This window comes from Chryseobacterium sp. Leaf404, assembly GCF_001424145.1.
In the GTDB taxonomy this organism is placed as follows: Bacteria; Bacteroidota; Bacteroidia; order Flavobacteriales; family Weeksellaceae; genus Chryseobacterium.
On sequence record NZ_LMQM01000012.1, the window covers coordinates 315,512 to 342,510 of the forward strand.

A 26,999-nucleotide genomic window follows, 5' to 3' on the forward strand; every position below is an offset into this window, starting at 1 on the left:
TTTCGGGAATTGAAGAATATAAAAATCAGCTGTATTCCATTGAAATACAGCTGATTTTATTTTTAACAAAACATTATATTTCCCCACCTCATTTTATTTCACACTATTCAATAGTTTTGCTGCATCAATACTATTTCAATGAATAAACTTTTATCCGCTCTCTTTTTGTTTTTCACTGTCTTTTATTTCAGCCAGAATCAGCTGAAAGTTTTAAACAAAACCAATAAACAACCCATCGCCAATGCCGCCGTTTACTGTGATGATGCTTTGCTGGGGAAAACAAATATCCACGGAGTTTTGTCCTTTAAAACGAAGTGCAAAAAAGTGGAAATTATTGCCAATAATTTTGAGGATGCCACAGCTGATGTCAAGAAAAATGCAGAAGTTTTTCTGAATCCGCTTTTTGAAAAAATGCAGAATATCGACAAGATTGTGATTTCCAGCAAAAGCGATGACCGTGCTTTGAAAATCCTGGATGAATTCAACAAAAGAGAAAAGGAAAACTCTCCGAAGTCTCTGGATTCTTATGATTTTAAGTCGTACACCAAGTTCTCTATCGACGTAGACAAGGATTCGATTGACATTTACAAAAACTTTCTTTCTGTGAGAAAAGATTCCCTTTCAAAAGTGGAAAAGAAAGAGTTGAAAATGAAGCCTAAAGAAATCAAAGATTCGCTGATTGGCGAAGAGTTTATCGAAGCTTCACAGGAATCGCAGATGTTTCTCTGGGAAAAAGCAACGGAGTATAAATACTCTCAAAAGTTTGGCGAGAAAACCAATATTTTAGATAACAGAATGTCGGGTTTTAAAAATCCGATTTATGAAGCGCTGGCGATTAATATTTCAAATTTAAACCGAACGCCGAGACAGCTGAAACCTGAAAACAGACAGCTTTTCTACTTTTTTCTTTCTGACACTATTCAGATTGACGGGAGAGATACGTATGTGATTAAATTCAAGGAGATTACAGACAAGAAAAAGCAGAATCCGAGAAAATTCAACGGCAATATTTTTATTGACACACAGACCTATGCACTCAAAAAATTTGAAAGTGTTAATAAAAAATCAAACGCCGGAAACATCGTCTCTGTCTGGAAACCCATCAACGGAAAATGGTTTCTCGACTATGAAGATATCAGGCTGAAAATGAGTGATCAGTCTTTTGACACTTCCAAAAAAGACAGCATAAAAGCGGGCGAAAAAGCAAAATACAACTCCAAAACTTTTGGAAATTACCTGTATGTGAAAAACCGCTTCTTCGATTTTGAACTGAATAAGGAGCAGAAAGCCAATGAGTTTAAAGGCTACTCTCTCGAATTACAAAACTCAGACGGCAACCTTCTCGACAAATACCGTACAGACAGCCTTACCACAAGAGAAAGTTCGACTTACGCCACTCTGGATAAGTTTGTGGAGAAGCACGATTTCGAAAAGAAACTCAGCTTTTTAACCCAATTAATGCGTGGAAATCTCCGCTACAAAATAATCGATTTTGATCTGACCAAATTTTTCAGCTACGACGAATATCAGGGATTGCGTTTAGGAGCCGGCGTCAAACTGAACGAAAAATTCAGTAAAACCATTTCTCCGGACGGCTATTTTGGTTACGGATTTAAAGATCACAGATGGAAATACGGTTTGGGAGTTGATGTAAAACTTTCACAGAAAAGAACTTCGGTTTTCAGAATTGATTATGTGGATGATGTCTTTGCAGCAGGGCGTTTCAGCAACAATATGTGGGACATGATGATGAATCTGGCAGACAATAATCTCGATCTTCACAATGCCAATTTTTACCGCAATCAAAAATGGGGAGCGTATTATTCTTACGATCTTTCGAATTCTTTAAGCATGAAAATCGCCTTGAATAAAGAGAAACAGAATGCACTGTTCGGCTATCAGTATCAGAATCTCGGGAACAGTTTTGACAATACCAGCGCAACGCTTTCCCTGAAATATTCGCCAAACGACAAAAACATCATGACCCCAAGCGGAAAATTCACCTTCGAAAAAGGCTTTCCACAGGTCTATATGAATTTTGAAAAAGGCTTCAATGCTTTAGGCGGCGATCTCGATTACCAAAGACTGGATGCGATGTTTGTGCATCAGTTCAGAACAAAACTCGGCTACACCAACATCAAACTTTTTGGAGGAATTTCGTCAGGAACGGCACCAATATGGAAGAATTTTGAAATTGCCGGTCACAGAGACGCCAATCCGAATGAATGGTATTCCAATATCAACACACCTTCCAATTTAGGTTTCACCACGATGCCTGCCGGAACTTTCTATGCCGATAAATTTGCAGGGATTAAAATAACACAGTACTTACCTTTCAGATTCCAAACTTTTGGAACAAGATACTCCAATATCGAACTTGAATATCAGTCGGCCATTGGAGCGTTTAAAAATCCTCAGGATCATCAGTTTAATTTTCAGGTTCTCGACCACAACTATCAGGAAGTTGGCGTCCTGTGGAACCGTTTTTTAGGCAGAAGTTTCGGGCTTGGATTTTCTTACAGACTTGGGCATTACCAGACGTCAGAATTTAAAGAAAATTTTGGAATAAAGTTGAAGTTTAATTTCTTGAACTAAATCCTCTCCCCAGCCCGCTGCGAAGGAAAGGGAATTGGAGTGAGCTATTTTGACTGTATTTTTTTTAAGGCAGGAATCTTTGGGTTTCTGCTTTACTGTTTTTTGAAAAGATCATCATTAATTTAAAAACATATTTCTTTTCCGCGGAAAATAATTTTAAAATTTAATCCAATGTATAATTTCTAAGACTGAATGCTTCAATTCAGATAAGCTGTGACCGCAGCGAAAATGTTCGGAAAATTTCATCAAAATCATCCTTTTTAGGGTTGGAAAAAATTGATCTTTATTGAATTTTAAAGCCTGTCTAAAACTTTTTTAGGTCTACCGGAAATTAAATTTAATACTTCTGCATAAACAGTACATTTCGCAAAATCATTGACAGGAAAATTTTATAAATTCATTATTTTGTGAAAATTATAAGCAGAATTCTTTTTGAAGTTCTGTTTTTTATTATCTTTTCAAAAAATTTAATTTATTCAGATGAAAAAACTATTCTTTGTTTTTGCCCTCGCTGCAATGTTGATCAGCTGTAAAAAATCTACCGAAACCAGAACTGCAGAATTTGTGAAAATGTACAATAACACCAGCGACATGATGGTGCGGAGTGCAGGATTCAAATCTACTAAAGCTACCACTACCCCAACCGGCGATGTAGACATTGAAATTAAAACCACCTATCTTGATAACGATATGGAAGCTGAACTGATGAAAAATGCAATTCCTGACATTATCGGACAGGCCATCCAGGCAGAACCGTCAGGTAAAGAACTTTTGGCGGAAGGTGTAAAATTTAACCTCAAAGTTTACAGTTCGAACGGGACGATGATGTCTGCCCAAACCATCGACAAAACCACAAAAAAAGGAAACATCGATCTTGAAGCCATCGCAAAAGGAGATACACCAAACAGCTCACAGCTGAATGAAATCCTTAAAGTTTTCAGTAAAAGTCTGCCGATTGTGGATAAAGCTTCGGGTGTAAAAATCGTTGCCATTAACGCAGATGCGGAAAACAATATCATTTATTCTGCTGAAGTTCCGGATCAGTACGCAGAGGTACTTGCAGCAGACGCAGCAGCACAGATTATGAAAGACGAAATGATGAGATCGCCGGACGTGAGACAGATTTTTTCTCAAACCGCCGCTCTGGGTGTTAACAACATCAAATACATCTACAAAGACAAAACAGGTAAAAAACTGAACGAAATCACTATCAAAAGAACAGATTTAAAATAATGAACAGTAATTCGTCGGTTTGGAAAACCATCCTTACAGTAGTTATTGTACTTGTGAGTATCGTTCGTATTGCTATGATGTGTAACAAAAGTTCACGAAGTTCATATTCTGATAATTCCTACAACGATGTGAGCTCACTGATGAGCCAGAATTTTAAGGGGCAGAAGGCATCAGAATCTGCGGACGATGCAGCATCGAACAGTCTTTTTTATGAAAGCTATGACAGCATCAGCCACCTCAGCGATTCTGAGAAAGATAATTACAGTGTTGTAAAGCTCAAAAAAGACTCTCTGATTATGCTTGATGTCTTTTCTAAAATCAATGTGGAATCTGGGTCTTATTTTCAGAAAAACTACGACGATACTCTGAGCTTAGCCATCAAACAAACGGATGACACGAGTATTTTTCTGCATTCATTTGATACCAAAAATGATCTGATGACCAATTTCAATGCAATAAAAAAGAAATTTGACATTAAAAATCTTGATCTGAAACTGGACGATAAAGAATCTAAGTTTGTGTCTTACAATTATCAGAAGAACGGAAAAAAAACTAAAGGCTATGCACTTTTAGCTGCAGACCAGGGGCATTTCACCGCTTTGGAAATTGAAAGCAATAGACTTTCTGAAAATGAACTTCAGGGTAAAGCATTTACACTTATTGCACAGATTGCCAAATAAAAAAACTCCCGAAAAAATAAATTTCGGGAGTTTTTTTTATCTCAAATTATCCTTTCAAAATTTTGTCCGGCGTAATCGGTAAATTTCTAAATCGTTTTCCTGTAGCATTGAAAATTGCATTGGCAATCGCCGCCGCAGAACCGATAATTCCCACTTCACCCAATCCTTTGGCACCACTGGCATTGAGATTAAAATCAGGTTTGTTGATAAAATCAACTTCGATAACAGGAACATCTGAATTTGTAGAAAAGTGGTAGCCCGCCAAATCATCTGCGACTAAAGCACCGATGCGTTTGTCTATAGTCATTTCTTCCATTAAAGCCATCCCTGTTCCGCCCACCACAGCACCAATAATCTGATTTTTTGCAGGCTTTTCGCTGACAATTTTTCCGCCGTCAACAACGCTTACAAACCGGTCGATCTTCACTTTTCCTGTCAGTTCGTTTACTTTTACTCTGCAGAAATGAGCTGCACCGGATGCAAATGCAAATTTCTTCTGAACATCGCCCGGCTCGGTAGTTTCTTCCACTTCAATTACGGTCAGTTTATTGTCTTCAAAAATCTTTCTAAAACTTACCGAAGCGGTTTTATTTTTAATTTTAACATCAGAATCAGACAAAATAACATCTGATGATTTTACGTTTTTAAAATCTGGATTTATATTTTGTGCAAATTTAATTAACTCACTTTTTAAAGCCTCAGCAATAGCATTGGAGGATGAACTGATCGAAGATAATCCCCTGCTACCGCCTTGGCTTGGAGCCTGCGGTAATGTAGATTTTCCCAGATCAACTTTAATTTTATCTAAAGGGATTCCTGTATTTTCATGCACAATATTTCGCATGGAAGTTCCGGTACCGGTACCAATGTCGGTCATTGCCGTTTTTAAAATAACATTTCCATTCACGTCCATTTCTAATCCTGCGCTTGCTTTTCCGCGGCCAGCCGTCCACATTCCGACTCCCATACCGTAGCCAATGAGCCAGTTTCCTTCTTTTTTCTGTCTTGGTTTCAAATCTCTCTGATTCCAGCCTATTTTTGCTGCACCTTTTTCCATGCATTCGCGGATGTAATTGGTAGACCAGTCTTTTCCACTTTCAGGATCTTTAACATCGGAAAGATTCTGAAGTCTGATGGCTAAAGGATCTTTATTCATTTTAAAACAAAGCTCATCAATTGCAGATTCCAGAGCAAAAGCACCTGTGCATTCGCCGGGGCCACGCATCCAGGTTGGGGTAGAAAGATTGAGCGGCACTGTTGCCATCTGTGTTTTCAGGTTTTCAAAACCGTAAGCCAAACGGCTGATTCTTGTAATATTTTCTAAGAAATTCTCATACAGAGACGTTGTATTTTTGCTGTCGTGTAATAATCCTGTAAACTTTCCGGAATGATCTGCTCCCAGTTTTACTTTTTGCCAGGATTCCGGACGGTAACCTACCAGACAGGACATCTGCTGTCTCGTCAACATCAGTTTTACCGGACGGTTGACTTTTTTTGCAGCCATCACGGCTAAAATTGTATTTGGCCAAACCCTTAAACCTGAACCAAAACCTCCACCCATAAACTCGGTGATAACTTCAATATTTTTTGGCTGGATATCAAACAGTTTTCCCACCGTATTCTGAACGCCGTTGACGCCCTGGTTTTTATCGTATAATTTCAGTTTGTCATTTCCGTTCCAGATGGCGATGGTGGCGTGCATTTCCATTGGGTGATGCACTTCACCTTCGATATGATATTCCTGTTCCACACTGAAAGGAGACTTGCTCCATTGGTCAACAGTTCCTCTTTCTTTTCCATCATTTTTTAAAGAAACTGAAGGATGCGTACTTTTAAAATCAACATTTGCTTTGGTTTCCTGGTAGGAAGTTTTAACTAAAGAAGCTGCGTACTGAGCTTCCTCCAAAGTTTTTGCAACGACTACGGCAACGGGCTGACCTTTAAAATAAACCGTATCTGTATGCAACACTGGTAATCCCACTTTCGTTTCTTTGATTTTATCTTCAGAAAGTAGTCCGGGAACTGATGGTTTGTTGATATGCGTTAAAATATCCAAAACTCCGTCTGCAAGCTTTGCATCAGCAGTATCAACAGCTGTAATTTTTCCTGATGCTACCGTGCTTCCCACGATGACGGCGTAGGTTACGTTTTCTGTTCTATATTCCGCCGAATACTTGCCACGACCCGTCACTTTTGCCAAAGCTTCGGCGCGGCCTTCTTTTTCGGGATTAAAATCTAAATCATTGTCAAAAAATGCCATAATTAATTTTATTTTACGGATTTAAACTGTTTTGAAGTGCGGTAATGATTGCTCCCCGGAGCATCTCTTTTTTGAAACCATTTTTGGAAAGTGGTTTTATATCTTTTACAGCCAAATCTGCTGCTGCGGAAAAATTCTCGGGTGTGGGTATTTTGCCATTCAGAAACTTTTCAGCTTCGTACCATCGCCAGGGTTTGTGTGCCACGCCACCTGAAGCCAAACGGGAATCTTTAATTTTACCCCCTTCCAAATGCAAAGCGGCGGCAACTGAAACCAACGCAAAAGCGTAGGAAGAGCGGTCTCTCAATTTTACGTATGCATTGTTTTCTGCAAAATTATTTTGAGGAATTTCAATAGACTCAATAATTGAATTCTGAGGTAAATTATTGTCTAAATGAGGTGTATTGCCCGGCAAACGGTGAAAATCTTTAAAATGAATTTCTTCTTTTTTATTTTTAGAATTTCGGGTAAGAACAGTAGCATCCAGGGCGGCAAGTGCAATACAGAAATCAGATGGATGAACGGCCACGCAGTCTTCACTGTAACCTATTACGGCATTCATTCTGTTTTCACCCTCTTTGGCGCTGCACCCGGAACCCGGTTTTCTCTTATTACATGGTGTGGAAATGTCATAAAAATACGGACATCTTGTTCTCTGCAGAATATTTCCTGCACACGAAGCCATATTCCTGATCTGTGGCGATGCTCCGGCTAAAATTGCTTTGGAAATAAGTGGAAAATCTTTTAGAACCGCGGTGTTTTTTGCAGCTGCGGCGTTTTTTGCTATCGCACCTATTTTCAGTTTCTTCTTTTCGGTTACAATTTCTGTAGGCAGAACGCTGTTTACATCAATAATGTCGTCCGGCTGTTCAATGTTTTTCTTCATCAGATCTACAAGGTTGGTTCCGCCTGCGATATATTTTGCCTTGTCATTTTTCTGTGCAATGGTTTTGGCAATATCGTCTTTCCTGAAAAATTCAAATGGTCTCATCCTGATACTTTTTGTATAGATTCTACAATTCCGTTATAAGCCCCGCATCTGCAAAGGTTTCCGCTCATAAATTTCTTTATTTCTTCCACAGACCCTGTGTGACCTTCTTTTACGCAGGCCACCGCCGACATGATCTGTCCCGGAGTGCAATATCCACACTGGAAACCGTCACATTCAATGAAAGCCTGCTGCATAGGATGAAGTTTTTCACCATTTGCCAAACCTTCGATCGTTGTAATTTCTTTCTGCTGGGCAACGCAGGCAAGGGTAAGACAACTCAATACCCGCTCGCCGTCAATATGAACGGTACATGCACCACACTGCCCATGATCACAGCCTTTCTTGGTTCCTGTGAGATCAAGATTTTCACGGAGCATATCCAAAACTGTGGTTCTGGTATCTAAATTCAGGTCGTAATTCTGACCGTTTACTTTCATTTTGAGAGGGAGACTTTTCTTAGGTTTTACGAAAAGATTCCGTACTTTATCTCCAGCGGCCTTTACGTGCACTGGAATGGCCGACCAGAAGACCAGCAAACCGGAACTCATGAGAAAATTACGCCGGCTTATTGAAGGTATTTTCATAGCTGTATCAGATTTTTAAGATGATTGAATGTTTTGTAAGTTACGGCTTTTAGAAGGCTTTCAGAATACCACAAAATAATTTAGAATGATGAAAAATTAGGAATAAAACGAATGTTTCAAATTGAAAATAATCTGTTTCATGAGTGTCTTAGATTTTACAAAAAAATATCATTTCGATTAACAATTAACGTGTACAGAATTTTCAGCGTCGTTTAAAACGCTAAATTTGTAAAGATAAATAATGTTATAGTACAGCAAATCAATATGGAAATAATTGTAGAGAAGATAAGTAAAAATGACGTCAATCTGCTGCAGGAAATCGGGAGAAAAACTTTTTCTGAAACTTTTTCTGCAGACAATACTGAGGAAGGGATGCAGCAGTATCTTGATGAAAGTTTTTCTACTGACAAGCTGAATTCTGAACTTGATGACGAAAATTCTGAATTTTATTTTGCGAAATACAACAATGAAATTATCGGCTATCTGAAAATCAATACAGGTTCTTCACAAACCGAAAACAAAGGCGAAAACAGTCTTGAAATTGAAAGAATATATGTTTCAAAAGATTTTCACGGCAAAAAGGTGGGACAGATTCTCTACGAAAAAGCAATTGAAATTGCCAGGAAAAAAAATGTAGATTATGCCTGGCTTGGCGCTTGGGAAAAAAATGAGCGGGCAATTGCATTTTATAAGAAAAACGGTTTTATGGAGTTTGACAAACATATTTTTAAACTTGGATATGAGGAGCAGACTGATATTATGATGAAACTGATTCTATAATATCTGACCAGGAAGAAATAGCTGACAAAACCAATATTTTTTACCCTAAAAATCTAATAATGGCTACAAAAAACAAAACAGCAGAAACTGTGGTTGACGTGAAGGATTTCATTAACTCATACGTAGAAGATGAGCAGAAAAAGAAGGACAGCCTTGAGCTTATTGAACTGATGAAAAAATGGTCTGGTTCTGAGCCCAAAATATGGGGACCTACCATGATTGGTTTCGGCAGTTATCATTACAAATATGAGAGTGGCCACGAGGGCGATGCGATGATCATTGGTTTTTCTCCAAGAAAAGCGCAATTTTCACTTTACGTTGCAGCACCGGAAGAAGAAGATAAAAAACTGCTTGAAAATCTGGGTAAATTTAAAATGGCAAAAGCCTGTATTTATTTTAAAAAATTATCTGATTTAAATCTTGATATTCTGGAAAAACTTTGCAAATCTACGATTAAATATATCAGTGAACACAACGAATGTGTCTGCAGATAATGAAGTTTTGCATTAAAACCAAAGTACAAATTCTATTCAACTGAAAATGATCAACCTCTACCGCAAAACCGCTATTACTGAAGGTATTTCTTATCTTATTTTACTCTTTATTGCTATGCCCATCAAATATATTTTTGATATTCGTGAACCTGTAAAATATTTTGGTTGGATTCACGGGGTTTTATTTCTGTTTTACTTCGCCGTACTCATCATTGCTGCTTTTAAGTACAGGTGGAGCATCAAGAGGATCATCATTTACCTTATAGGATCTGTGTTGCCTTTTGTGCCGTTTTATCTGGATAAAAATCTGAAGAAGGAATATGATGAAGAATAAAATACTGCTTCACAATGACTGATAAATTCGAATCTTCCAACACTAATAATATGACCAATTTTTCAGCAAACTTTTTATGATTCACCAATTATCTTCAGCTCTGTAAGTTGTTTTTTTACAAACTCTCTCTGTTTTAAAGACCTGAAAATGTACCATTCCTGCAGATATTCGTCATTCCGGTCTAAAATATTTCTGAAATTTTTAAAGGGTTTTGAATTTTCCAGAGCGTCAGGAAGTTTCGCCTTTAAAACCTTGTTTCCGGAGATATTTTCTGCAAAAGATTCCATTATTCTGAACGAGTGAGAAGCGTCCCATTTTACGACTTCGATATAATTTCAGAATTTCTCTCTAATTCTTCCTGTTCGGTTTCCCAGAAATCATCGTCTGCTAAATCAAGCACGTCATCATCAGGAATTATCAAGAGACCTAAATTTTCTTTATGAACATACACTTTCATGTCCATTTCCAGTTCCTGTTCAATTTCATTTATTAATTCTTCAGTATTCATATTATTTTTTTAAATTCTACAGTAATTCCAACAAATCCTGCTTCGATAATTTTTTGAAAACCGAGCGGTCTGTGGCTATTAAATCATTGGCAAGTTCTTTTTTAGACTGCTGCAATTTCATAATTTTTTCTTCAACGGTATCTTTACAAATCAAGCGTACGGCAATGACGTTTTTTTTCTGTCCGATCCTGTAGCAGCGGTCAATAGCCTGATTTTCAACTGCAGGATTCCACCATGGATCGACCAGGTAAACATAGTCTGCTTCTGTGAGATTCAGACCAGTGCCGCCAGCTTTCAAACTGATTAAAAAAACGCGGATTTGATCATTTTCCTGAAAATCATTGACTTTCTTTGCTCTGTTTTTAGTTTGACCGGTGAGATATTCAAACTGCAGCTCTCTTTTTTCAAGTTCATCTTTTATTAAATCGAGCATTGAGACAAATTGTGAAAAAATCAGGATTTTATGTTGTGAAGATTTGCTTTCAATCTGCTCCATTAAAACATCAATTTTTGCCGAACTGTCACCAGATTGTTCCTGATCTTTCAGTAACTTCGGAGAATTGCAGATCTGCCTCAGTTTGGTTAAACCTGTCAGAACATGCATACTGCTTTTGGAAATATCATCCTCATCTTTCCCCGAAATATAATTTCTGATATCTTCTTCCTGAGCATCATAAATCCGCCTTTGCTCTGCACCCATTTCGCAGTAAATTACCATTTCTGTTTTGTCGGGAAGCTCTTTGGCGACCTGCTTTTTTGTTCTTCTGAGTATAAAAGGTTTAATTTTCTGCTGTAAATCAAGAGATCTTTTGGTATTTTTAAACTGATCCACAGGGACTGAATAAATATCATTAAAATACTGCTTACTTCCCAGCAAACCGGGAACAGCAAAGGAAAGCTGACCGTAAAGATCAAAAGTATTATTTTCAACCGGGGTTCCCGTAAGAACAATTCTATTTCTGGACTTTAATAATCTTGCTGCTTTGTATCGTTCAGAATTGGGATTTTTAATGGCTTGAGATTCATCTAAAAAGATATAATTAAAATGAAAATCTTTCAGAAAACGGATGTCGGAAAGCAGCATTCCGTAGGTGATTAAAATGATCTCATGACCTTCAAAATGAGATGTGTTTTTTATCCGGTTCGCCCCATAATGAGTGAATATTCTGATGGATGGAGCAAATTTCTCCACCTCTGCCTGCCAGTTGAAAAGCAGTGACGTGGGAACCACCACAAGATTAATATTTTGAGGATGCTTTTTGTTTTGCGAAAGAATAAATGCGATAATATGCAGCGTTTTTCCCAATCCCATATCATCAGCAAGACAGCCTCCAAAACCGAAATTATCAAGACGGTTCAGCCAGTTCAGCCCTTCTTTCTGATAATCCCGAAGTGTTGCTTTTAATTCTGACGGAACTTCAGTTTCAGGAATATTCTGCTCTTCCGAGAATGCTTTATCATAAATTTCAATTTCTCTGTAGACTTCCTCACTTAAAACATTTGTATCAAAGAGATTTTTGATTTCAGAGAAACTGCTTTTCGGAAATTTCAGGAGTTCTTCATTAATTTCTCCGATCTGAAAATAACGGTTGAGCTTTTTGATCCATTCTTCAGGCAAAATCCCATGAGTTCCGTCGTCTAACTGTACAAATCTGTTTTTATTTCTGATTGACTTATGCAGTTGTTTCAGCGATGCTTTCTGATTTCCGTATTTCACATTCACCTCCGCATTGAACCAGTTTATTCCGCTGAGCAGAATGATAGAAACGACCGCTTTATTAGGATTAAGTTTATTCTTTTTTAAATCATTAAATCCTAAAACAACGATATTTTCATTTTGCCATTTCTCAAATACATTTAAAAACCAATCTTCATCAAAAAATTTATTCTTGTGCAGATAAAAATACTCGAATTCCTGAATCTGATCTGCAAAATCAGGATGCTGCCGCATGATGAGTGCTGTAAATTTCACCTCTTCTCTACTGTCTCTTTCAACCAGAAACTCGTTTCCGTTTTGGTCTGTATCATAAATCTGTTTTCTGGAAAAAACAGGAATTTCTATGTTGCCATATTTCATGACAGGTGTAACCGAAATATATTCCAGCTGGTCTGAAAGATATATGATTTTCTGAATTTTTTCATCAAAAGAATTTTCGGCAAGCTGTTTTTGCGTCGCAGGTTGAATATAGGAATAATTAATCTTGATCTGCCTTTCTAAATTTACAAGAATGTTCTTTTTAAACTCTTCAAATTTTGATGAATGTACGAGCAGAATCTCTCTGTTTGCTTTAAAAAACTCCAATACCCGGAGCATGTGAAGATTGGTAATCAGATGCAGGGTTTTATCGTGAAAAACAAAATAAGTGTACTGAATTTTTATATTTTTAAACGGCTGCAGAACCTCATTCAACCACAGTCCTCCGGCGATTTCGAAGAGTGGTTCTTTTTTGAAAACCTGAAGTTCAATTTCAGCATCTGTAATTTTGACATCAACAGGAACGATAGATTTTGCGGAGATGTTTTCTGAAACCGAAGGATCATGATAAAAAAAAGGCAGGCTGAGCGGATTTTTGACAACCATTTTCAGCGCTTCAACATCGGTATCATTTTTTTCTTCATTCTGAATATTTTCAAATTTTGAAATGGCAGTAAAGAATTTTGCTTCGTCAATATTTTCTGTCCTCCAAATCATTGTGGATGGATTTACTTCTGAAACCGGATTTTTTATTTTTCCGGACTTGGTGGTTTCTGCTTCAAAAAGTTCAAGGCTGAAACGGTCATAATATTTATGCTTTCTGATGACCAACAATAATTTCTGCGGTTTATTCTGAGCTTTGATTTCCGGTAACTGACCGCTGTTTTCCGGTAACAATTTCTTTTTTAAATCATCGGTGTTGAGTTTAATCAGTTCCTTAATTTTCGGCTCGATGCGTAAAGTGTGATGAATATTTTCAAGCTGGAAATAATCGTCGAGATTGGATTCATTTTCCAGTCCGTACTCTTTTGCAATGGTTTCTAATTTATGGCGACGCAGTTTTCCGTCAAAGAAAATCCTTAAATCCGGACGTTCAAGAATGGTGAAAAACACATGAGCCTGATGCGTACACATTTTGGTTTTTGATAAATTGCAGGGGCAGTCAAAAATGAGTGAACTGCCGATTAAATTCACTGCTACACCCGGAAAATCTAAATTTGAAGATGGTTTATAAAATACACCGGAATTGATTTCCACTGCATAAGGCTGAATATCCTGTAAGTTTTCTTTTTCGATATTTATTTTTTCTGAACAGTATTTCTGCAGATCAAAATCTGAAAAATCTGAGAGGCTGATTTTTTCGAAAATGTACTGATTTTTGAGGTGCTCCATTATTTAAAAATCAATAGATCTTTCTACACTCCGGTTTCCTTCTGTTTGAACTGTTCGGAATTTCCGAACAGTTGAATTTTCATGCAATTCTCCTTCAAAAAAAACATTACTGATATGCTCACTAATTGTAGACTTAGCTTTTTGAAACAATTCTGCAATTTGATTCATCATTAACCAAACCGTGTCGTCCTCTAATCTTGTTTCGATTTTAGTTTTGACATCTTCGGTCTGGTAGATGATAATGTTGCTTTCTGACATTTTTCTGTTTAATGGAAATCAAATTTACAAAAAGAAAGATTTTTATTGATGATTTTGAATTTAAAATAAAGAACAATAGTCAATTCAAATTCTTTAATTCATATTTAGTGAGTAGAGAAGAAATTTTCATATAAACCAGTTTTCAGTTAATGTAAATTTTTAGTTTCTGCTTTTGCGTAAGGGATAGAAGCGGCATCCTTTTTTGTTTTTTGGAAGGGATTGAAGCGTTGGCAACAAAAAAGATATAGCGGATAGCCCGACCCGCTTGCATTGGTGAGGGGAATGCTAGCAGGGTTTCCGACCCTGCCAGCGTTGTGGGCTGGAAATGCAGAGGGATATGCCCAAATTATTCTATTATTGAGTAAAGTTTGTATTCTATTCGTCTTGATCAATTCCGGAAATTAATTAACACTATTTAACGTTCACAGGATGTAACAAATATTCCCTTTTCGGTGTCTTATGGTCAAGACTATAAACTACTAATGAAAAAAATATTGGCACCAGTTGCTCTATTGATAGGAACTCTCGCATTTTCTCAGGAAAAAAAAGACAGTACAGACACAAAAGTAAGTGAAATAAAGGAAGTTACATTTGTAGCAAAAAAACCGACTGTAGAATCTAAAGTGGACCGTACGGTTTTTAATGTTGCAAACAGCTCGATTCTCGCCGGAAATACGACCTGGGATGTTCTGAGAATGACTCCGCTGGTGAGTATTGACAACAACGATGCACTGAAAGCCGAAGGTGAATCTGTAATCGTGTACATCAACGACAGAAAATCTGTTTTTACAGGAAAGGAACTTAAAGAATATCTGAAAACAATCCCCGCAGACAATCTGATGAAAATTGAAGTCATCACGAGCCCTTCTGCAAGGTATGATGCGACGGGATCTGTGATTAACATTGTTCTGAAAAAGAGGGACGACGAAGGACTGAAAGGAAGCGTAACCCTGAATAACAGACAGAATACGCAAAACTCGCAGTATATAAATTCTAATCTGAATTACCACAGAAAGAGTTTTACACAGACTTTGGTGGGAAGCTACAGCGACAATACATGGGTGCAGGGAAGCTATTTTGTGAATACAATTTATGAAAACAATAATGTGACCCAAGGGAATACTCAAAATATCAACCGCGGAAAAAGCCCCTCGGTATCTTCTACCTCGGAATATGAAATTAACGATAAAAATACTGCGGGTGTAATTCTGGAATATTATCAGGGCAAACGCGACAATACTTCAGAGCTTGAATCTTCGCAGTATCTGAATGGGAATTTTAATTTTCTCAGAAATCAGAACCAGAGTTCCAACAGCTTGAACAGGACTTTGGGGAGCAACGTTTTCTACAAATATTATGATAAAGAGAAAAACAGAATCTTAGACATCAATCTTGGAAGCAACTACAACGGGCAATCTGAAAACAGCTATTTTTTAAGAAATACAGCTTTTGCAGACAAGACTGTTACCGATGAGATCGGCGGAATTTCTGATACTGAAAACCGAAATTATTACCTTAAAATAGATTACACGCAACCGCTTGGAAAAGAAGGCGGAAATTTTGAAATCGGAGGTAAAATGGATTTTAACAACAACGTAATTCCCAACACGCTTTACGGAAGCCTGCCTGAAGGTTTAAGCACGAGGGATGTTTTTCACTATGAAGACAATATCAACTCTCTGTATGCGAATTATTCCAAAACATTTTTCAAGAAACTGGAGACGAGAATTGGTGTAAGGTATGAATACATCGATTTTAAGCTCCGTCAGGATGTTGCGGGAACTTCGAGAAGGGATTCTTACGGAACTTTTCTGCCGAATTTTTTGGTTAAATATTCATTTTCAGATAAATATGATTTGAGTTTTACTTACAACCGAAATCTCTGGAGACCCTGGTATGCGGAATTCAACCCGTTTCTGCAACCCGGCACTGACGGGTTTTACACAAGAGGAAACATGAATCTCCTGCCCAATCCCAGCGACAGACTTTACATGAAGTTCGGTTTTAAAAAGAAGTATTTTCTGTCTGCACGATACTCCTTTATCAAGCAGGACTATTGGCAGGCTTTTGTGACCGAAGGAGATAAAATAATCTCGGAACCAACAAATTTCCTGGGCAAAGTACATCAATATAATCTCTACGCCAATACAAACCAGACATTTTTGAAAAACAAACTAACTGTGAACTTAGGTTTTGGATGGAACTATGTTGACAACAGCGATTTTAACGCAAAAAATGATCTCAAAGCAACCAATTATTTAAGTTTTTGGTCAGGCTCTACCAATCTTTCTTACACCAATCTGTGGAATAAGAATATCAACCTCAGCGCATGGGTAGAAGTTTCGAACCAAAACAGCGGAAATTCTGTTGCGAATGTGACCAATGTTTTTCACAATATTTCTGCCACCAAAATCTTTCCTAAAACGCAGATGGAAGTCAGTTTGCAGCTGATGAATATTTTTGCAAGACCGAATTTTGACTCTACAACTTTCAGCCAGGGTGGAAGCAACAGGTACACCACAAAATCAGACTGGCACGGCGTATCACTCACTTTTGTGAAACGTTTCGGCAATCAGAAAGTGAAGGAAAATACCAAAACCGATGTAGAGAAAAACAGCGGCGGCGCAAAGTAAGTACAGTACTTCTTTAATAAAAAATCCTTTCATTTTTATGAAAGGATTTTTGCGTTATTTATTCATAAAAATGAATCACTGAAGGTAATTCGCTACCTTTTCCTCGATATCATCAAGGTCGAAAGGTTTGGCTACAAAATCGTCTGCACCTGCTTCTTTGGCGAGTTTGGCGATGTCATTGTTTGCCGTGACGTAGATTACAGGAATTTCTTTAAAATCAGGATGACTTTTAAGTTTCTTCGTGGCTTCTACCCCTCCGATATTTGGGATCCAATTGTCCATTAAAATAAGATCAGGACGGAAATTTTCTACCCTTTCGAGGATATCGTGCGATGTTTCTGAAATTTCCACATCGTAGCCGTTTTCCTCAAAAATAATGGTAACAACCTCAAGAATTGTGGTGTCATCATCAAAAATTAAGATCTTTTTTTTGTTCATTTACTCTATTAACTTACTAATTATTATCTATTATATTCAAACTCTTTTATGATATCTGCCAGATCCTCAGGGCTGAAAACGACATCAGATTCTATCTGTTCCAATGCCATCCTGGGCATGTAATCTACCTCTGCAGTTTCAGGATTCTGGATCCAGATTCTTCCGCCATTTATTTTTACATATTTCAAACCTTCTACTCCATCAGAATTTGCTCCTGAAAGCAAGGCTGCTGTGAGATTAAAACCAAAAACCTCAGCTGCAGATTTGAATGTGACATCTATGGATGGCCGTGAATAATTCATCTTTTCTGAACTGTCCAAAGATACGGTTTTTGTATCTTCAAAAAGCAGGTGATAATCTGCCGGTGCAATATAAATTCTGTTGGCCGAAAGATCTGTTTTATCTTCAATCTCGATGACTTCAATTTCTGTAAACTGCTGCAGCAAAACAGGAAGTACGCTGGTGGAATAGGCTTTTCTGTGCACCACAATCACCACAGGGAAACTGAGACTAAAATCTATTTTTTTCAGCATCTGCATAATCACAGTGAGGCTTCCGGCAGACCCGCCGATAACCAATAACCTTTGATTATGTTTTATTTTTTTCATCTCAGTGATGTTCTGTTTTTTTCCAGATTTTCTGTTCGCTTACGCTTTCATAGCTTTTTTTCAGATTTGAAAACCTCAATGTTTCCTTAGAGCCTAAAGCAAGATAGCCTAGATTTTCTAAACTGTCGTCAAAAAGTTTAAAAACTCTTTCCTGAAGATCTTTTTCAAAATAGATCAGTACGTTTCTGCAGATTATCAGCTGAAAACTGTTGAAAGAACTGTCTGAAACGAGATTGTGCGTAGAGAGAATCAGCTTTTTCTGTAAGGCCTTATCAAACTGCACACTGTCGTAATTTGCAGTATAATATTCTGAAAAATCTTTCTTACCTCCGGAAAGTATGTAATTTTCAGAATACTGCTTCATCTGCTGGATCGGGAAAACGCCTGTTCTCGCCTGTTCCAGAACTGACGGATTCAAATCTGTGCCATAGATGAGACATTTGTCATACAGCCCAGCCTCCTTCAGCAGAATTGCCATAGAATATGCTTCTTCCCCTGTGGAACAGCCTGCAAGCCAGATTCTGATCAAAGGATATGTTCCAAGATGCGGTAAAATCTGCTCTCTGATTTCTTTGAAAAATAAAGGATCCCGGAACATTTCTGTAACGTTGACCGTAATTTCTTCCACAAAACGTTTCAGATACTCAGGTTCTGTAATGATGGTGTAACGAAGCTCTGCAAAACTGGTGAATTTATCAATAAGACAAAGCCTGTTGACCCTTCTTTTGAAAGAAGCGCGGCTGTATCTGGAAAAGTCATAACCATACAGATCGTGAACATCTTTAATAAGATATTCCACCTCTTCGTCTTTTACAATACTTGGTTCCAGCATCAGCTTATATTTTGAACAGCTTTTAATAGAATTTCTACATCTATAGGTTTGGTTACATATTCTTTCGCTCCGGCAGCGATGCATTTTTCGCGGTCACCGGGCATTGCCTGAGCTGTAACTGCAATTACGGGAATACCTGCGATTTCCGGCGTGTTGAGTACAATATTCAAAGCCTCGTAGCCATCAATTTCGGGCATCATCATATCCATCAGAACAAAAGAGAGGTCTGCATTCTGTTTCATTATTTCAATGGCTTCATCTGCCATCGTGGCATCCAAAACGTCGAAACCTTTTGACTTCAGGGTTAGCTTCAGAGCAAAAATATTCCGGGGATCATCATCTACAATCAGAATTTTCTTTTTCATTCAGTCAGATTAATTTTCGTAAAGCCAAACCCTCAAAAGAGACAACAGCTGATCGAGATCCACAGGTTTTGAAATGTAGTCTGAAGCTCCTGCATCAATGCATTTCTGACGGTCACCAGCCATAGATTTAGCCGTCACCGCAATGATTGGAAGATCAGAATATTTTCTGTTTTTACGCAGCTGTCTTATGGTTTCGTAGCCGTCCATTTCCGGCATCATCATATCCATAAGCACTACGTCTATATCACTGTTTGCAGCCATCTGCTCAAGCGCCTGTCTGCCATCCATCGCAATTACTACCTCTACCTGATATTTTTCTAAAGCTTTGCTTAGCGAGAAGATATTACGGGCATCATCATCGGTAATTAAAATCTTTTTTCCTTTCAAAACTTCAGCAAGTGAGCCTAAATTTTTACCCGAAGTATAATTATCCTGCGTGTTTTTTTCTTTAACCAAGTGTAGGAAAAGCCCTACTTCATCTAAAATTCTCTGGTAAGAATGAGCTGTTTTTACAACTATCGAATCTGCATATTCTCTTATTTTCAGCTCTTCACCGGCAGAAAGACTTCTTTCAGTAAAAATGATAATCGGAAGATTTTCCAGGCCTTCGTAGCTTTTTATCTCTTCCACAATCTGATATTCATTTCCTTTGGAAGCTCCCACATCCAAAATCACACAGTCTTTGTCATTTTCTGTCAAAGCTTTTACACTGTCCTGCACATTGTTTTCAACAGAAAGAGAAATATTGAAATTATTCAGAAAATAAGACAGCGCGGAGGCATGTTTTGCATTTTCTTCCACGATTAAAACTTTAGGAGATCTCTTTAAAGCGTCTTCCAGCTTTTTAAAAACCTCACCCATCTGATCCAGTGCCATTGATTTTGAAATAAAATCAACAGCTCCCCGCATCATACTTTCTTTTTCCACCTGTAAAACAGACATCATGTGCACCGGAATATTCTTCACTTCGGGATCAGACTTTAAAGCCTCCATCACCTGCCATCCGTCCATCACTGGGAGCTGAACGTCCAGCAATACCGCGATTGGTTTATATTTTTTTGCCGCTTCCAGCGCATAATCACCGCGAACGACTGCTACTGTTTTGTACCCGTTTTTTCTGGAATATTTCACCAGAGCTTTGGCAAAATTGGTATCATCTTCTACAATTAAAATTACTTTGTCTCCCTGCTGAATCGCAGCTCTGTCATCTTCAATTTCATCAGGAATAAAAAGCACCGGCTGTGTACGTACTTTTTCAGCGTCGCCGGATTCTTCCGCCAAATGCACAATCTCTTCAACATCATGCTGAATGACATCCAAAATTTCTTTTTCAGCTGTCTTATGTACGTTTTCACCTGAATTTTTTACAGGAATAATCAAACTGAATTCACTTCCCACATTTGGCTCACTCTCGAGAATCAGTTCTCCACCCAAAAGTTTTGCAATTTCACGGCTTATAGACAGTCCGAGACCTGTGCCTCCAAATTTTCTTCTGGTAGAGCCGTCTGCCTGCTGGAAAGCTTCAAATATAACAGCCTGTTTGTCTTTTGGAATTCCAATTCCTGAATCTTTGACTTTGAAAATAATACAGTTTTTCTTTTCTTTACCTGGAAGTATTTCTAAATCAATTTTACCTTTTGAAGTAAATTTCAAAGCATTGGAAAGAAGATTTCTGAGAACCTGATCAAGTCTCATCCGGTCAGTCTCAATTTCTGCGGCAGTTTCTTCGGCTACTTTAATATTGAATTCCAAACCTTTTTCTGTAACCAGCGGCTGGAACATTCTTTTCATATCTTCCGCAACATCACTTATTTTCACCTGAACATTTTCCAAAGACATCTTTCCTGATTCAATTTTAGCCAAATCCAAAATTTCGTCTATCAGCTGTAGGAGACTCGTTCCTGAGCTCTGAATAACTTTCGCAGATTCTACCTGATCATCATTGAGATTTTCTTCAGAATTTTCAGCCATCAGTCTGGATAACAGGAGTATTGAATTCAGGGGAGTCCGGAGTTCGTGAGACATATTGGCCAAAAATTCAGATTTGTATTTGGTGCTTAAAGCAAGTTCTTCCGCCTTTTTCTGAATCTCGATATTTCTTTCGGCAATTAAATGATTTTTTTCTTCTAAACTTTTAGATCTTTCTTCCAGTTCGGCATTGATCTGCATTAATTCTTCCTGCTGAACCTTCAGTTCTTCTTCAGAAGCCTGCAATTTTTGTGTCTGAACTTCCAGTTCTGTATTAAGAGATTCAAGTTCAGAATGTTGTACCTGCAATTCTTCAGACTGAGTCTGGGTTTCTTCCAAAAGACGCTGTTCTTTCTCGCGACCCCGAGCTGCATTTACTGCAACCGCAATATTTGCTGCACCTTCCGTGAAATACTGAATACTGTTTTCATCAAAATTTTCTGATGCAGACAGCTCAAGTATTCCATAAATATGCCTGCCGGACATAATGGGAAGCAAGCAAATACTTTTAATAACCATTTCGCTTCCGGCAAATGTAGCGGTGAAATTTTCATTCTGTAAATCATTGAAAATCTTCACTTTCTTTTTAAGAAAAGTCTGTCCTACCATTCCTTCTCCAGGCTCAAAAACGGGTTTCATGCTTTTTTCAAGTCCGAAAGCAGAAGAAAGTTTTAAAACACCGTCTTCCAGCAGATAAATTGCGCCGTTGAGACAGTTTCCGTAAGTGATTAAATGATTTAAAGATTCCTGAGATACATCTTTCAGGGTTTTATTTCCCACCAAAGATTCATTTAAAGCTGCAAGACCTTTCTGGCGCCAATCGCTGGCATTGATCAGATCAAAAGATTTTTTTAGAGACTCTGTCATTTCGTTCAGAGATTCTGCAAGATCGCCAAGATCATCCTGAGAATGATCAACCGCCTTCTGGCTGTAATCACCTTCTGCTACGCGGTTTGCGATATCTTTTATGGCAGTTACTCTTCGGGAGATTTCTAAATCCTTTGTTTTAAGCTGTCTTTCTAATTTTTCCCGTCTTAATAAATCGCCTCTTAATTTAAAGTAAAAGAAAATGGTAACCACTACTGCTGCGAGGGTTGAAAACAGGATAAAAATAATGGTAGTGGTAGTGGAAGTATTAAGACTTCTGTCTTTTTTTGCAAGAATTCCCTCTTCATACTTCACAAATTCCCTTACAATTTTCCGGCAGATATCCATATCCACTTTACCCACCAGCATATCCGCTTCAGACATCTGGATACCGTTTTTCCTTCGGTCTACAAACTGTTTCAGCTTGCTTATTCTTTTATTTACATTGTCTTCCAGCGAAGTAATCCTTTTTCTTTGATTTTCATCAGAAATTTCCTGTGCGGCAGCGTTTTCCATTGCTTTGGGAAGAGCTGTCATGCTGGCGTTGTACGGTTCCAGAAAATTTGCTTTTCCCGTGAGCTGATACCCGCGGTTTCCGGTTTCGGCGTCAAGAAGAGCAATCATTACATCTTTCATGGCAGTGATTGCACGTTTGCTTTTGGCAAGCTCTTCTCTGTTATTGATTTGGCGCTGGTAACTGAAAAAAGATGCTACCGAACTCAAAATCAGTACCATAAGAGAAAAACCGACACCATATTGTAAATTTCTGAGGAATTTTTTAGCCATAAATTTAATTTAAAGGAAGTGTAAAGTAGAAAGTAGAACCTTCATTTACAATGCTTGAAAGACCGATTGTACCGTGATGCTGTTTGATGATTTCTGCACAGATGTAAAGCCCGATTCCCATTCCCTGAAACTGCAGCGAAGATTCTTCAACCCTGTAAAATTTCTTAAAAACTGCCTCCTGCTTAAACTCTGGAATTCCTATTCCAAAATCTGTGATGCTCACCTTCACTTCTTCCTTATCTGCGAAAGTGCTGATGATAATCTGGTTGTTTTTAGGAGAATATTTTATAGCATTGGTTAAAAAATTGATGATGACCTGCTCTATTCTCACCGCATCAAACATAAAATTCTGGCTTGGTCTCACGCCGTGCCAGTCTATTTTCACATCAAGATGATCGTGAGTTTGAATAATGGTATCAATGGCATTCTGAATTACATTTTCAAGATTTGCAGATTTACGGTTGATTTTAAGTTTTCCGTTATCAATTTTAGATACATCAAGCAGATCTGTAATTAAATTATTAAGTTTATCAATCTGATCCTGAGTTCTGCCCAGATATCCTGCCTCTGCGCATTCCGGCGGCAGTTTCAGTTTTCTCACCAACAGCTGAATGTACGCTTTAATGCTGGTGAGCGGAGTTTTAAGCTCGTGACTTGCGATACTTAAAAATTCATCTTTTTCTTTTTCTACTTTTTTCTGATCTTCAATATCCGTAAATGTTCCTACCCAGTTTTTCACAATTTCCCCTTCAAGAACGGGAGACATCTTAAGCAGATGATATCTGAAATCACCGGTGCGCAGATTTTTTATTCTCGCTTCAAGCTCGAAAGCTTTCTTTTTCTTTCTGTAACGCTCAAATTCATCATCAATATTAAGATCATCGGCATGCGTCTCGGGAAATTGTGTTTCTTTGTCAGAATACTGATACCATTTTCCGTTGACGAAATCCACATCTCCGTTTTGGTTTAAAGTGAATGCAATTTGAGGTAAAGCTTCCAGCATCAGATGAAAATGATCGATTCTGGATTTCATGCTCACCTGCATTTCGCGGCGTCCTTTGATTTCCAGCTCCAGGCTGTGCTGATTTTTTTTCAGAGCCATGCTCTGCTCCTGCATATTGCTGAAGGTTTTCACTTTCAACATCAGTATTTCCGGATCTACAGGTTTTGTAACGTAATCGATTCCGCCTGAGGCATATCCTTTGGCAATGAATCTCTTATCGGTATTTACTGCCGATAGGAAAATAATGGGAATTTCTTTGGTTTTGCTGTATCCAGCGAGCGTTTCAGCGACCTCAAATCCGTCCATATCAGGCATCTGAACATCTAAGATGATAAGGGAATAGGTCTTTTTCAGAGCTTTGGTAAGGGCTTCTTCTCCCGATGACGCTGTATCCACAGGGAAATCCTGAGACTGAAGCAATCTTTTCAGTGAGAAAAGATTATTTTCATTATCATCTACGATTAAGATCATAAGGTATTAATTCTTATTGGAATATTTGGAGTGTTTCGCTTGAATAACAAAAATAGTGCTAAAGCAGCCTAAAAGTGAATTTATTTTCAGATATGCTCACTATTGTGGTATATTCCATTGATGGTGAGATTCTATATCATAAGATTTTATTGAATTACATCCCGTAAAATAATTTGGATCAAATTTCAGCAGGTCTTTTTAAAACAAGATATTTTTTAAGTTCAAAGTCCCCAGATGTACAGTCACAGCAGAATTCAAACTATCAGAGTGAAGTTGTTGTGCCATTAGTTTTTAAAAAAATAAATATGTTGGATTAAAAAAACAATCTCCAATCACGATAAATTTTAACTTTTATTGACAAAAATTTATAATTAAAAAGTCTCAAAATCTAATCGGTATCCTTACTTTTGAAGTTGAATTCCCTATGAAAAGTTTTTTTACGTTTGTCTGTTTATGTTCGGTGATTTTTGGTTTCTCTCAATCAAAGACCAAAACCGCAGAGGCTGAAAACGAAAAAATTCAGGACATTGAAACGGTAATTTTAGAGAATAAAAGTGACGGAAGAGCTTTAGAGATTCTCAGAAAAGCAGATCAGCTCTATAAATCTAATTCTCCACGCAGTCTGGATTCGTATTCTTACAAAGCGTACGAAAAAGTATCTCTGGATATCGATCAGGACAGCATTTCAAACTTTAAGGAAGCTTTTAATAACAACCTGCAGTTTTTAAATAAAAAAAAACGTGATTCCCTAAATGATATTTCAGCCAGACAGATATTCGCCCGCAGCAAACTGTTTCTCTGGGAACGTGCCCAGGAATTTAATTATTCTAAAAAATATGGCGAAAAAGTATACATTTTAGACAACAGGATTTCTGGTTTAAAACAGCCTATCAACGAACTTATTACACTGCAGAGCAACAGAAATAAAATCCCGAACCAAATTACACAGGAAAACCGTAGCCTCTATCATTTTTTTCTTTCAGACACTATAGAAATAGACGGACGGAAAACTTTTGTCATCAATTTCCGTGAAGTAAGCTATCGGAAACCTGTGAATAAAAGGAAATTTACAGGTACGGTATACATTGATACAGAAACGTATGGGATAAAAAAAATTGAAAGTTTAAGTAAAGACAATGACGGAAGCAAAATCTCCAGCACCTGGAAATATTACAATTCAAAATGGTTTCTGGCAGAAGAACGCGTAAAGCTTGAAATGAGCAGAATGGTACTGGAAGAAGATGCTGAAAGTGAAAAGGCTGCAGAAAAACGCGGTCAGAAGAGAATCAGAAAAAGTTTCGGAACTTATGCCTATCTTTTCGCAGAGTATTTTGATTTTCAGTCGCCGGTTGAGCAAAACAAAAGTAATTTTAAAGGCTACACCTATTCCCTGAAAAATACCGATGGCGAAACACTGGATCAGTACAGAACCAGACCTTTGAGCGACCGCGAAATGCGTACTTACAAAACCATAGACAGCCTTGGGAAAATTTACAGAATAGACAGTAAAGCAAAATTTGTAACGGGGCTCATCAACGGGCAGATCAGAGTCAACAGTCTGGATTTTGATGTAGGTGAAGTGGTAAACTACAACCTTTACGAAGGTCTGCGTCTGGGTCTGAAAGCAAAGGTGAACGAAAATTTTGATGCCTACGTTTCTCCGGATTATTATGTGGCTTATGGCTTTAAAGACGACTCGTGGAAGTACGGGTTGGGAATTGATTTTAAAACAACGCTTGATAAAAATTCTTTTTTCAGAATCGAATATACTGATGATGTTTTTGCTTCCGGAGAGTTTCACCGCCGGCTCTGGAATTTTAAAATGCGGATGATGAACTACGGAAACAATATCAATAACGACAGATATTACCACTACAAGGGCGTTTCTCTTTCTTATCTGAATGATGTTTCTAACGGTTTAACCCTGGCTTTTGCAGCAAGACGAAATTACGAAGAAGCCCGGTTTAAGTATAATTTTCTGAATGAAGGCTCGGGATTCCGGAACTTCAATACCCTTTTCACGTTAAAATACTCTCCCAATTCTACCAATATCATGACGCCGCAGGGCAAATCTATTGTAGAGCAAAAATATCCTGAGCTTTATTTTAATTTTGAAAAAAGTTTCAATGCATTTGGCGGAGATTTCAGCTATACCAGATTTGATGCGCTTTTTATTCATAATTTCAAAACTTTAATCGGGACAACTGGTTTCAGACTTTACGGCGGAATGGTATTCGGTGATGCACCCATCTGGAAAAACTTCACAATGAACGGGATGGCTTCCAACAGCCGGGATCTTAATTTTAACCTTACCTCTTTTCTCGGTTTTGCGACTCTTGAGGGTGGAAAATATTACAACGACCGGTTTTTTGCCTACTATTTTACCCATCAGCTTCCCTGGTATTTTAAAAGTTTCGGACAGAACGTGTCTAGCGTAGATCTGGTTTTAAGAGGAACTTTAGGTGATATGAAAAGACCTCAGAATCATCAGTTTGAATTTCAGCAGCTGGACAAACTTTATCAGGAAGTAGGCTTAGAATGGAATAATTTCCTTTCCAGTTATTTCAACCTCGGGCTTTTTTACCGGGTTGGATACTACACCACAGGTAATTTTAAAGAAAATTTTGCCCTTCAGTTTAAACTTAAACTCCTGCAATTTTGATATCGCACAGAAATATTTAGCTTTGCACTCGATATAATTGATATGAAAATAATAGAAATAAAAGCCGATTCTTTTTTTGAAATGCTGAAACTGAGAGGCGCTTCGATGTGGGAAATTTTTGCCCTGATGATTGATGGTGAAGAAAAAGAAATTATTTTTTTAACAGAAGAAAACACCATACTCTTCAACTACATTCTCCCGTCAAATCAAGAAAAATTAGACGAAGACCGTAAAGAATTTTCTAAACAGTTTTCTGAAAAACTTTCTCATTTAAACTGAAAA

General features: G+C 37.8%; 22 protein-coding genes. 9 read left to right on the forward strand and 13 right to left on the reverse strand.

Annotated features, from left to right (window positions below; all coding sequences use genetic code 11):
- Positions 1–138: 138 nt before the first annotated feature.
- From ASG31_RS13045 to ASG31_RS13055, 3 genes are all read left to right on the forward strand, one after another.
- A complete protein-coding gene (locus tag ASG31_RS13045) occupies positions 139–2,595 on the forward strand; it encodes a DUF5686 family protein (protein WP_056033293.1) in 2,457 nt (818 codons plus the stop codon).
- A gap of 480 nt (positions 2,596–3,075) precedes the next feature.
- Positions 3,076–3,828, forward strand: coding sequence for a hypothetical protein (locus ASG31_RS13050; protein ID WP_056033294.1), 753 nt, complete (start codon positions 3,076–3,078; stop codon positions 3,826–3,828).
- On the forward strand, positions 3,828–4,508 hold the full coding sequence (locus ASG31_RS13055; protein ID WP_056033296.1) for a hypothetical protein: 681 nt from the start codon (positions 3,828–3,830) through the stop codon (positions 4,506–4,508). Before ASG31_RS13050 ends, ASG31_RS13055 begins: the two co-directional genes overlap by 1 nt.
- Before the next feature lie 46 nt (positions 4,509–4,554).
- Here the strand turns inward: ASG31_RS13055 and ASG31_RS13060 are convergent, their stop codons facing one another.
- Genes ASG31_RS13060 through ASG31_RS13070 form a run of 3 tightly spaced genes read right to left on the reverse strand, consistent with a single transcriptional unit; the run spans position 4,555 to position 8,343 of the window.
- Entirely contained in the window at positions 4,555–6,768 is a 2,214-nt protein-coding gene (locus ASG31_RS13060) for a xanthine dehydrogenase family protein molybdopterin-binding subunit (RefSeq protein WP_056033300.1), read from the reverse strand.
- A gap of 13 nt (positions 6,769–6,781) precedes the next feature.
- Entirely contained in the window at positions 6,782–7,759 is a 978-nt protein-coding gene (locus tag ASG31_RS13065) for an FAD binding domain-containing protein (protein WP_056033302.1), read from the reverse strand.
- Positions 7,756–8,343: a (2Fe-2S)-binding protein gene (locus ASG31_RS13070; protein ID WP_082504555.1), complete on the reverse strand. Its 588-nt coding sequence runs from the start codon at positions 8,341–8,343 to the stop codon at positions 7,756–7,758. Before ASG31_RS13070 ends, ASG31_RS13065 begins: the two co-directional genes overlap by 4 nt.
- 264 nt (positions 8,344–8,607) lie before the next feature.
- On the opposite strand from ASG31_RS13070, the gene ASG31_RS13075 reads away from it, so the two are divergent.
- Genes ASG31_RS13075 through ASG31_RS13085 form a run of 3 tightly spaced genes read left to right on the forward strand, consistent with a single transcriptional unit; the run spans position 8,608 to position 9,951 of the window.
- Positions 8,608–9,123 (forward strand): GNAT family N-acetyltransferase, encoded by a 516-nt coding sequence (locus tag ASG31_RS13075; RefSeq protein WP_056033307.1) that lies wholly within the window; start codon positions 8,608–8,610, stop codon positions 9,121–9,123.
- Positions 9,124–9,182: 59 nt separating this feature from the next.
- On the forward strand, positions 9,183–9,617 hold the full coding sequence (locus tag ASG31_RS13080) for a DUF1801 domain-containing protein (RefSeq protein ID WP_056033312.1): 435 nt from the start codon (positions 9,183–9,185) through the stop codon (positions 9,615–9,617).
- Positions 9,618–9,663: 46 nt separating this feature from the next.
- Entirely contained in the window at positions 9,664–9,951 is a 288-nt protein-coding gene (locus tag ASG31_RS13085; protein ID WP_056033315.1) for a DUF3817 domain-containing protein, read from the forward strand.
- Positions 9,952–10,025: 74 nt separating this feature from the next.
- Here the strand turns inward: ASG31_RS13085 and ASG31_RS13090 are convergent, their stop codons facing one another.
- Genes ASG31_RS13090 through ASG31_RS13105 form a run of 4 tightly spaced genes read right to left on the reverse strand, consistent with a single transcriptional unit; the run spans position 10,026 to position 14,084 of the window.
- The gene (locus tag ASG31_RS13090) at positions 10,026–10,238 is read right to left on the reverse strand and encodes a UPF0158 family protein (RefSeq protein ID WP_056033319.1); all 213 of its coding nucleotides are present in this window, start codon (positions 10,236–10,238) and stop codon (positions 10,026–10,028) included.
- Positions 10,239–10,267: 29 nt separating this feature from the next.
- Positions 10,268–10,459: a hypothetical protein gene (locus ASG31_RS13095; RefSeq protein WP_056033323.1), complete on the reverse strand. Its 192-nt coding sequence runs from the start codon at positions 10,457–10,459 to the stop codon at positions 10,268–10,270.
- 16 nt (positions 10,460–10,475) lie between these two features.
- Complete coding sequence (locus ASG31_RS13100; protein ID WP_056033326.1) at positions 10,476–13,826, reverse strand: DEAD/DEAH box helicase; 3,351 nt, start codon at positions 13,824–13,826, stop codon at positions 10,476–10,478.
- 3 nt (positions 13,827–13,829) lie between these two features.
- A complete protein-coding gene (locus tag ASG31_RS13105) occupies positions 13,830–14,084 on the reverse strand; it encodes a hypothetical protein (protein WP_056033329.1) in 255 nt (84 codons plus the stop codon).
- A gap of 482 nt (positions 14,085–14,566) precedes the next feature.
- Here ASG31_RS13105 and ASG31_RS13110 point away from each other — a divergent pair, with 482 nt between their 5' ends.
- Positions 14,567–16,717, forward strand: coding sequence for an outer membrane beta-barrel family protein (locus tag ASG31_RS13110; RefSeq protein WP_056033332.1), 2,151 nt, complete (start codon positions 14,567–14,569; stop codon positions 16,715–16,717).
- 75 nt (positions 16,718–16,792) lie between these two features.
- Here the strand turns inward: ASG31_RS13110 and ASG31_RS13115 are convergent, their stop codons facing one another.
- From ASG31_RS13115 to ASG31_RS13140, 6 genes are read right to left on the reverse strand one after another with little or no spacing between them, the layout of a single operon-like run.
- A complete protein-coding gene (locus tag ASG31_RS13115) occupies positions 16,793–17,155 on the reverse strand; it encodes a response regulator (RefSeq protein WP_056033334.1) in 363 nt (120 codons plus the stop codon).
- 23 nt (positions 17,156–17,178) lie between these two features.
- Entirely contained in the window at positions 17,179–17,763 is a 585-nt protein-coding gene (locus ASG31_RS13120; protein ID WP_056033342.1) for a chemotaxis protein CheB, read from the reverse strand.
- Position 17,764: 1 nt separating this feature from the next.
- Positions 17,765–18,595 carry a CheR family methyltransferase gene (locus ASG31_RS13125; protein ID WP_056033345.1) on the reverse strand — a complete coding sequence of 277 codons (831 nt, stop codon included), beginning with the start codon at positions 18,593–18,595 and terminating at the stop codon, positions 17,765–17,767.
- Entirely contained in the window at positions 18,595–18,960 is a 366-nt protein-coding gene (locus ASG31_RS13130) for a response regulator (protein ID WP_056033347.1), read from the reverse strand. Before ASG31_RS13130 ends, ASG31_RS13125 begins: the two co-directional genes overlap by 1 nt.
- A 9-nt stretch (positions 18,961–18,969) precedes the next feature.
- Positions 18,970–22,581: a response regulator gene (locus tag ASG31_RS13135; RefSeq protein WP_056033350.1), complete on the reverse strand. Its 3,612-nt coding sequence runs from the start codon at positions 22,579–22,581 to the stop codon at positions 18,970–18,972.
- Positions 22,582–22,585: 4 nt separating this feature from the next.
- Entirely contained in the window at positions 22,586–24,055 is a 1,470-nt protein-coding gene (locus tag ASG31_RS13140) for an ATP-binding protein (protein ID WP_056033354.1), read from the reverse strand.
- Positions 24,056–24,479: 424 nt separating this feature from the next.
- Here ASG31_RS13140 and ASG31_RS13145 point away from each other — a divergent pair, with 424 nt between their 5' ends.
- Together ASG31_RS13145 and ASG31_RS13150 are read left to right on the forward strand one after the other, a co-directional pair.
- Complete coding sequence (locus ASG31_RS13145; RefSeq protein WP_185113216.1) at positions 24,480–26,717, forward strand: hypothetical protein; 2,238 nt, start codon at positions 24,480–24,482, stop codon at positions 26,715–26,717.
- Positions 26,718–26,759: 42 nt separating this feature from the next.
- Positions 26,760–26,996 (forward strand): hypothetical protein, encoded by a 237-nt coding sequence (locus ASG31_RS13150; RefSeq protein ID WP_056033357.1) that lies wholly within the window; start codon positions 26,760–26,762, stop codon positions 26,994–26,996.
- The last annotated feature ends 3 nt before the right edge of the window (positions 26,997–26,999 follow it).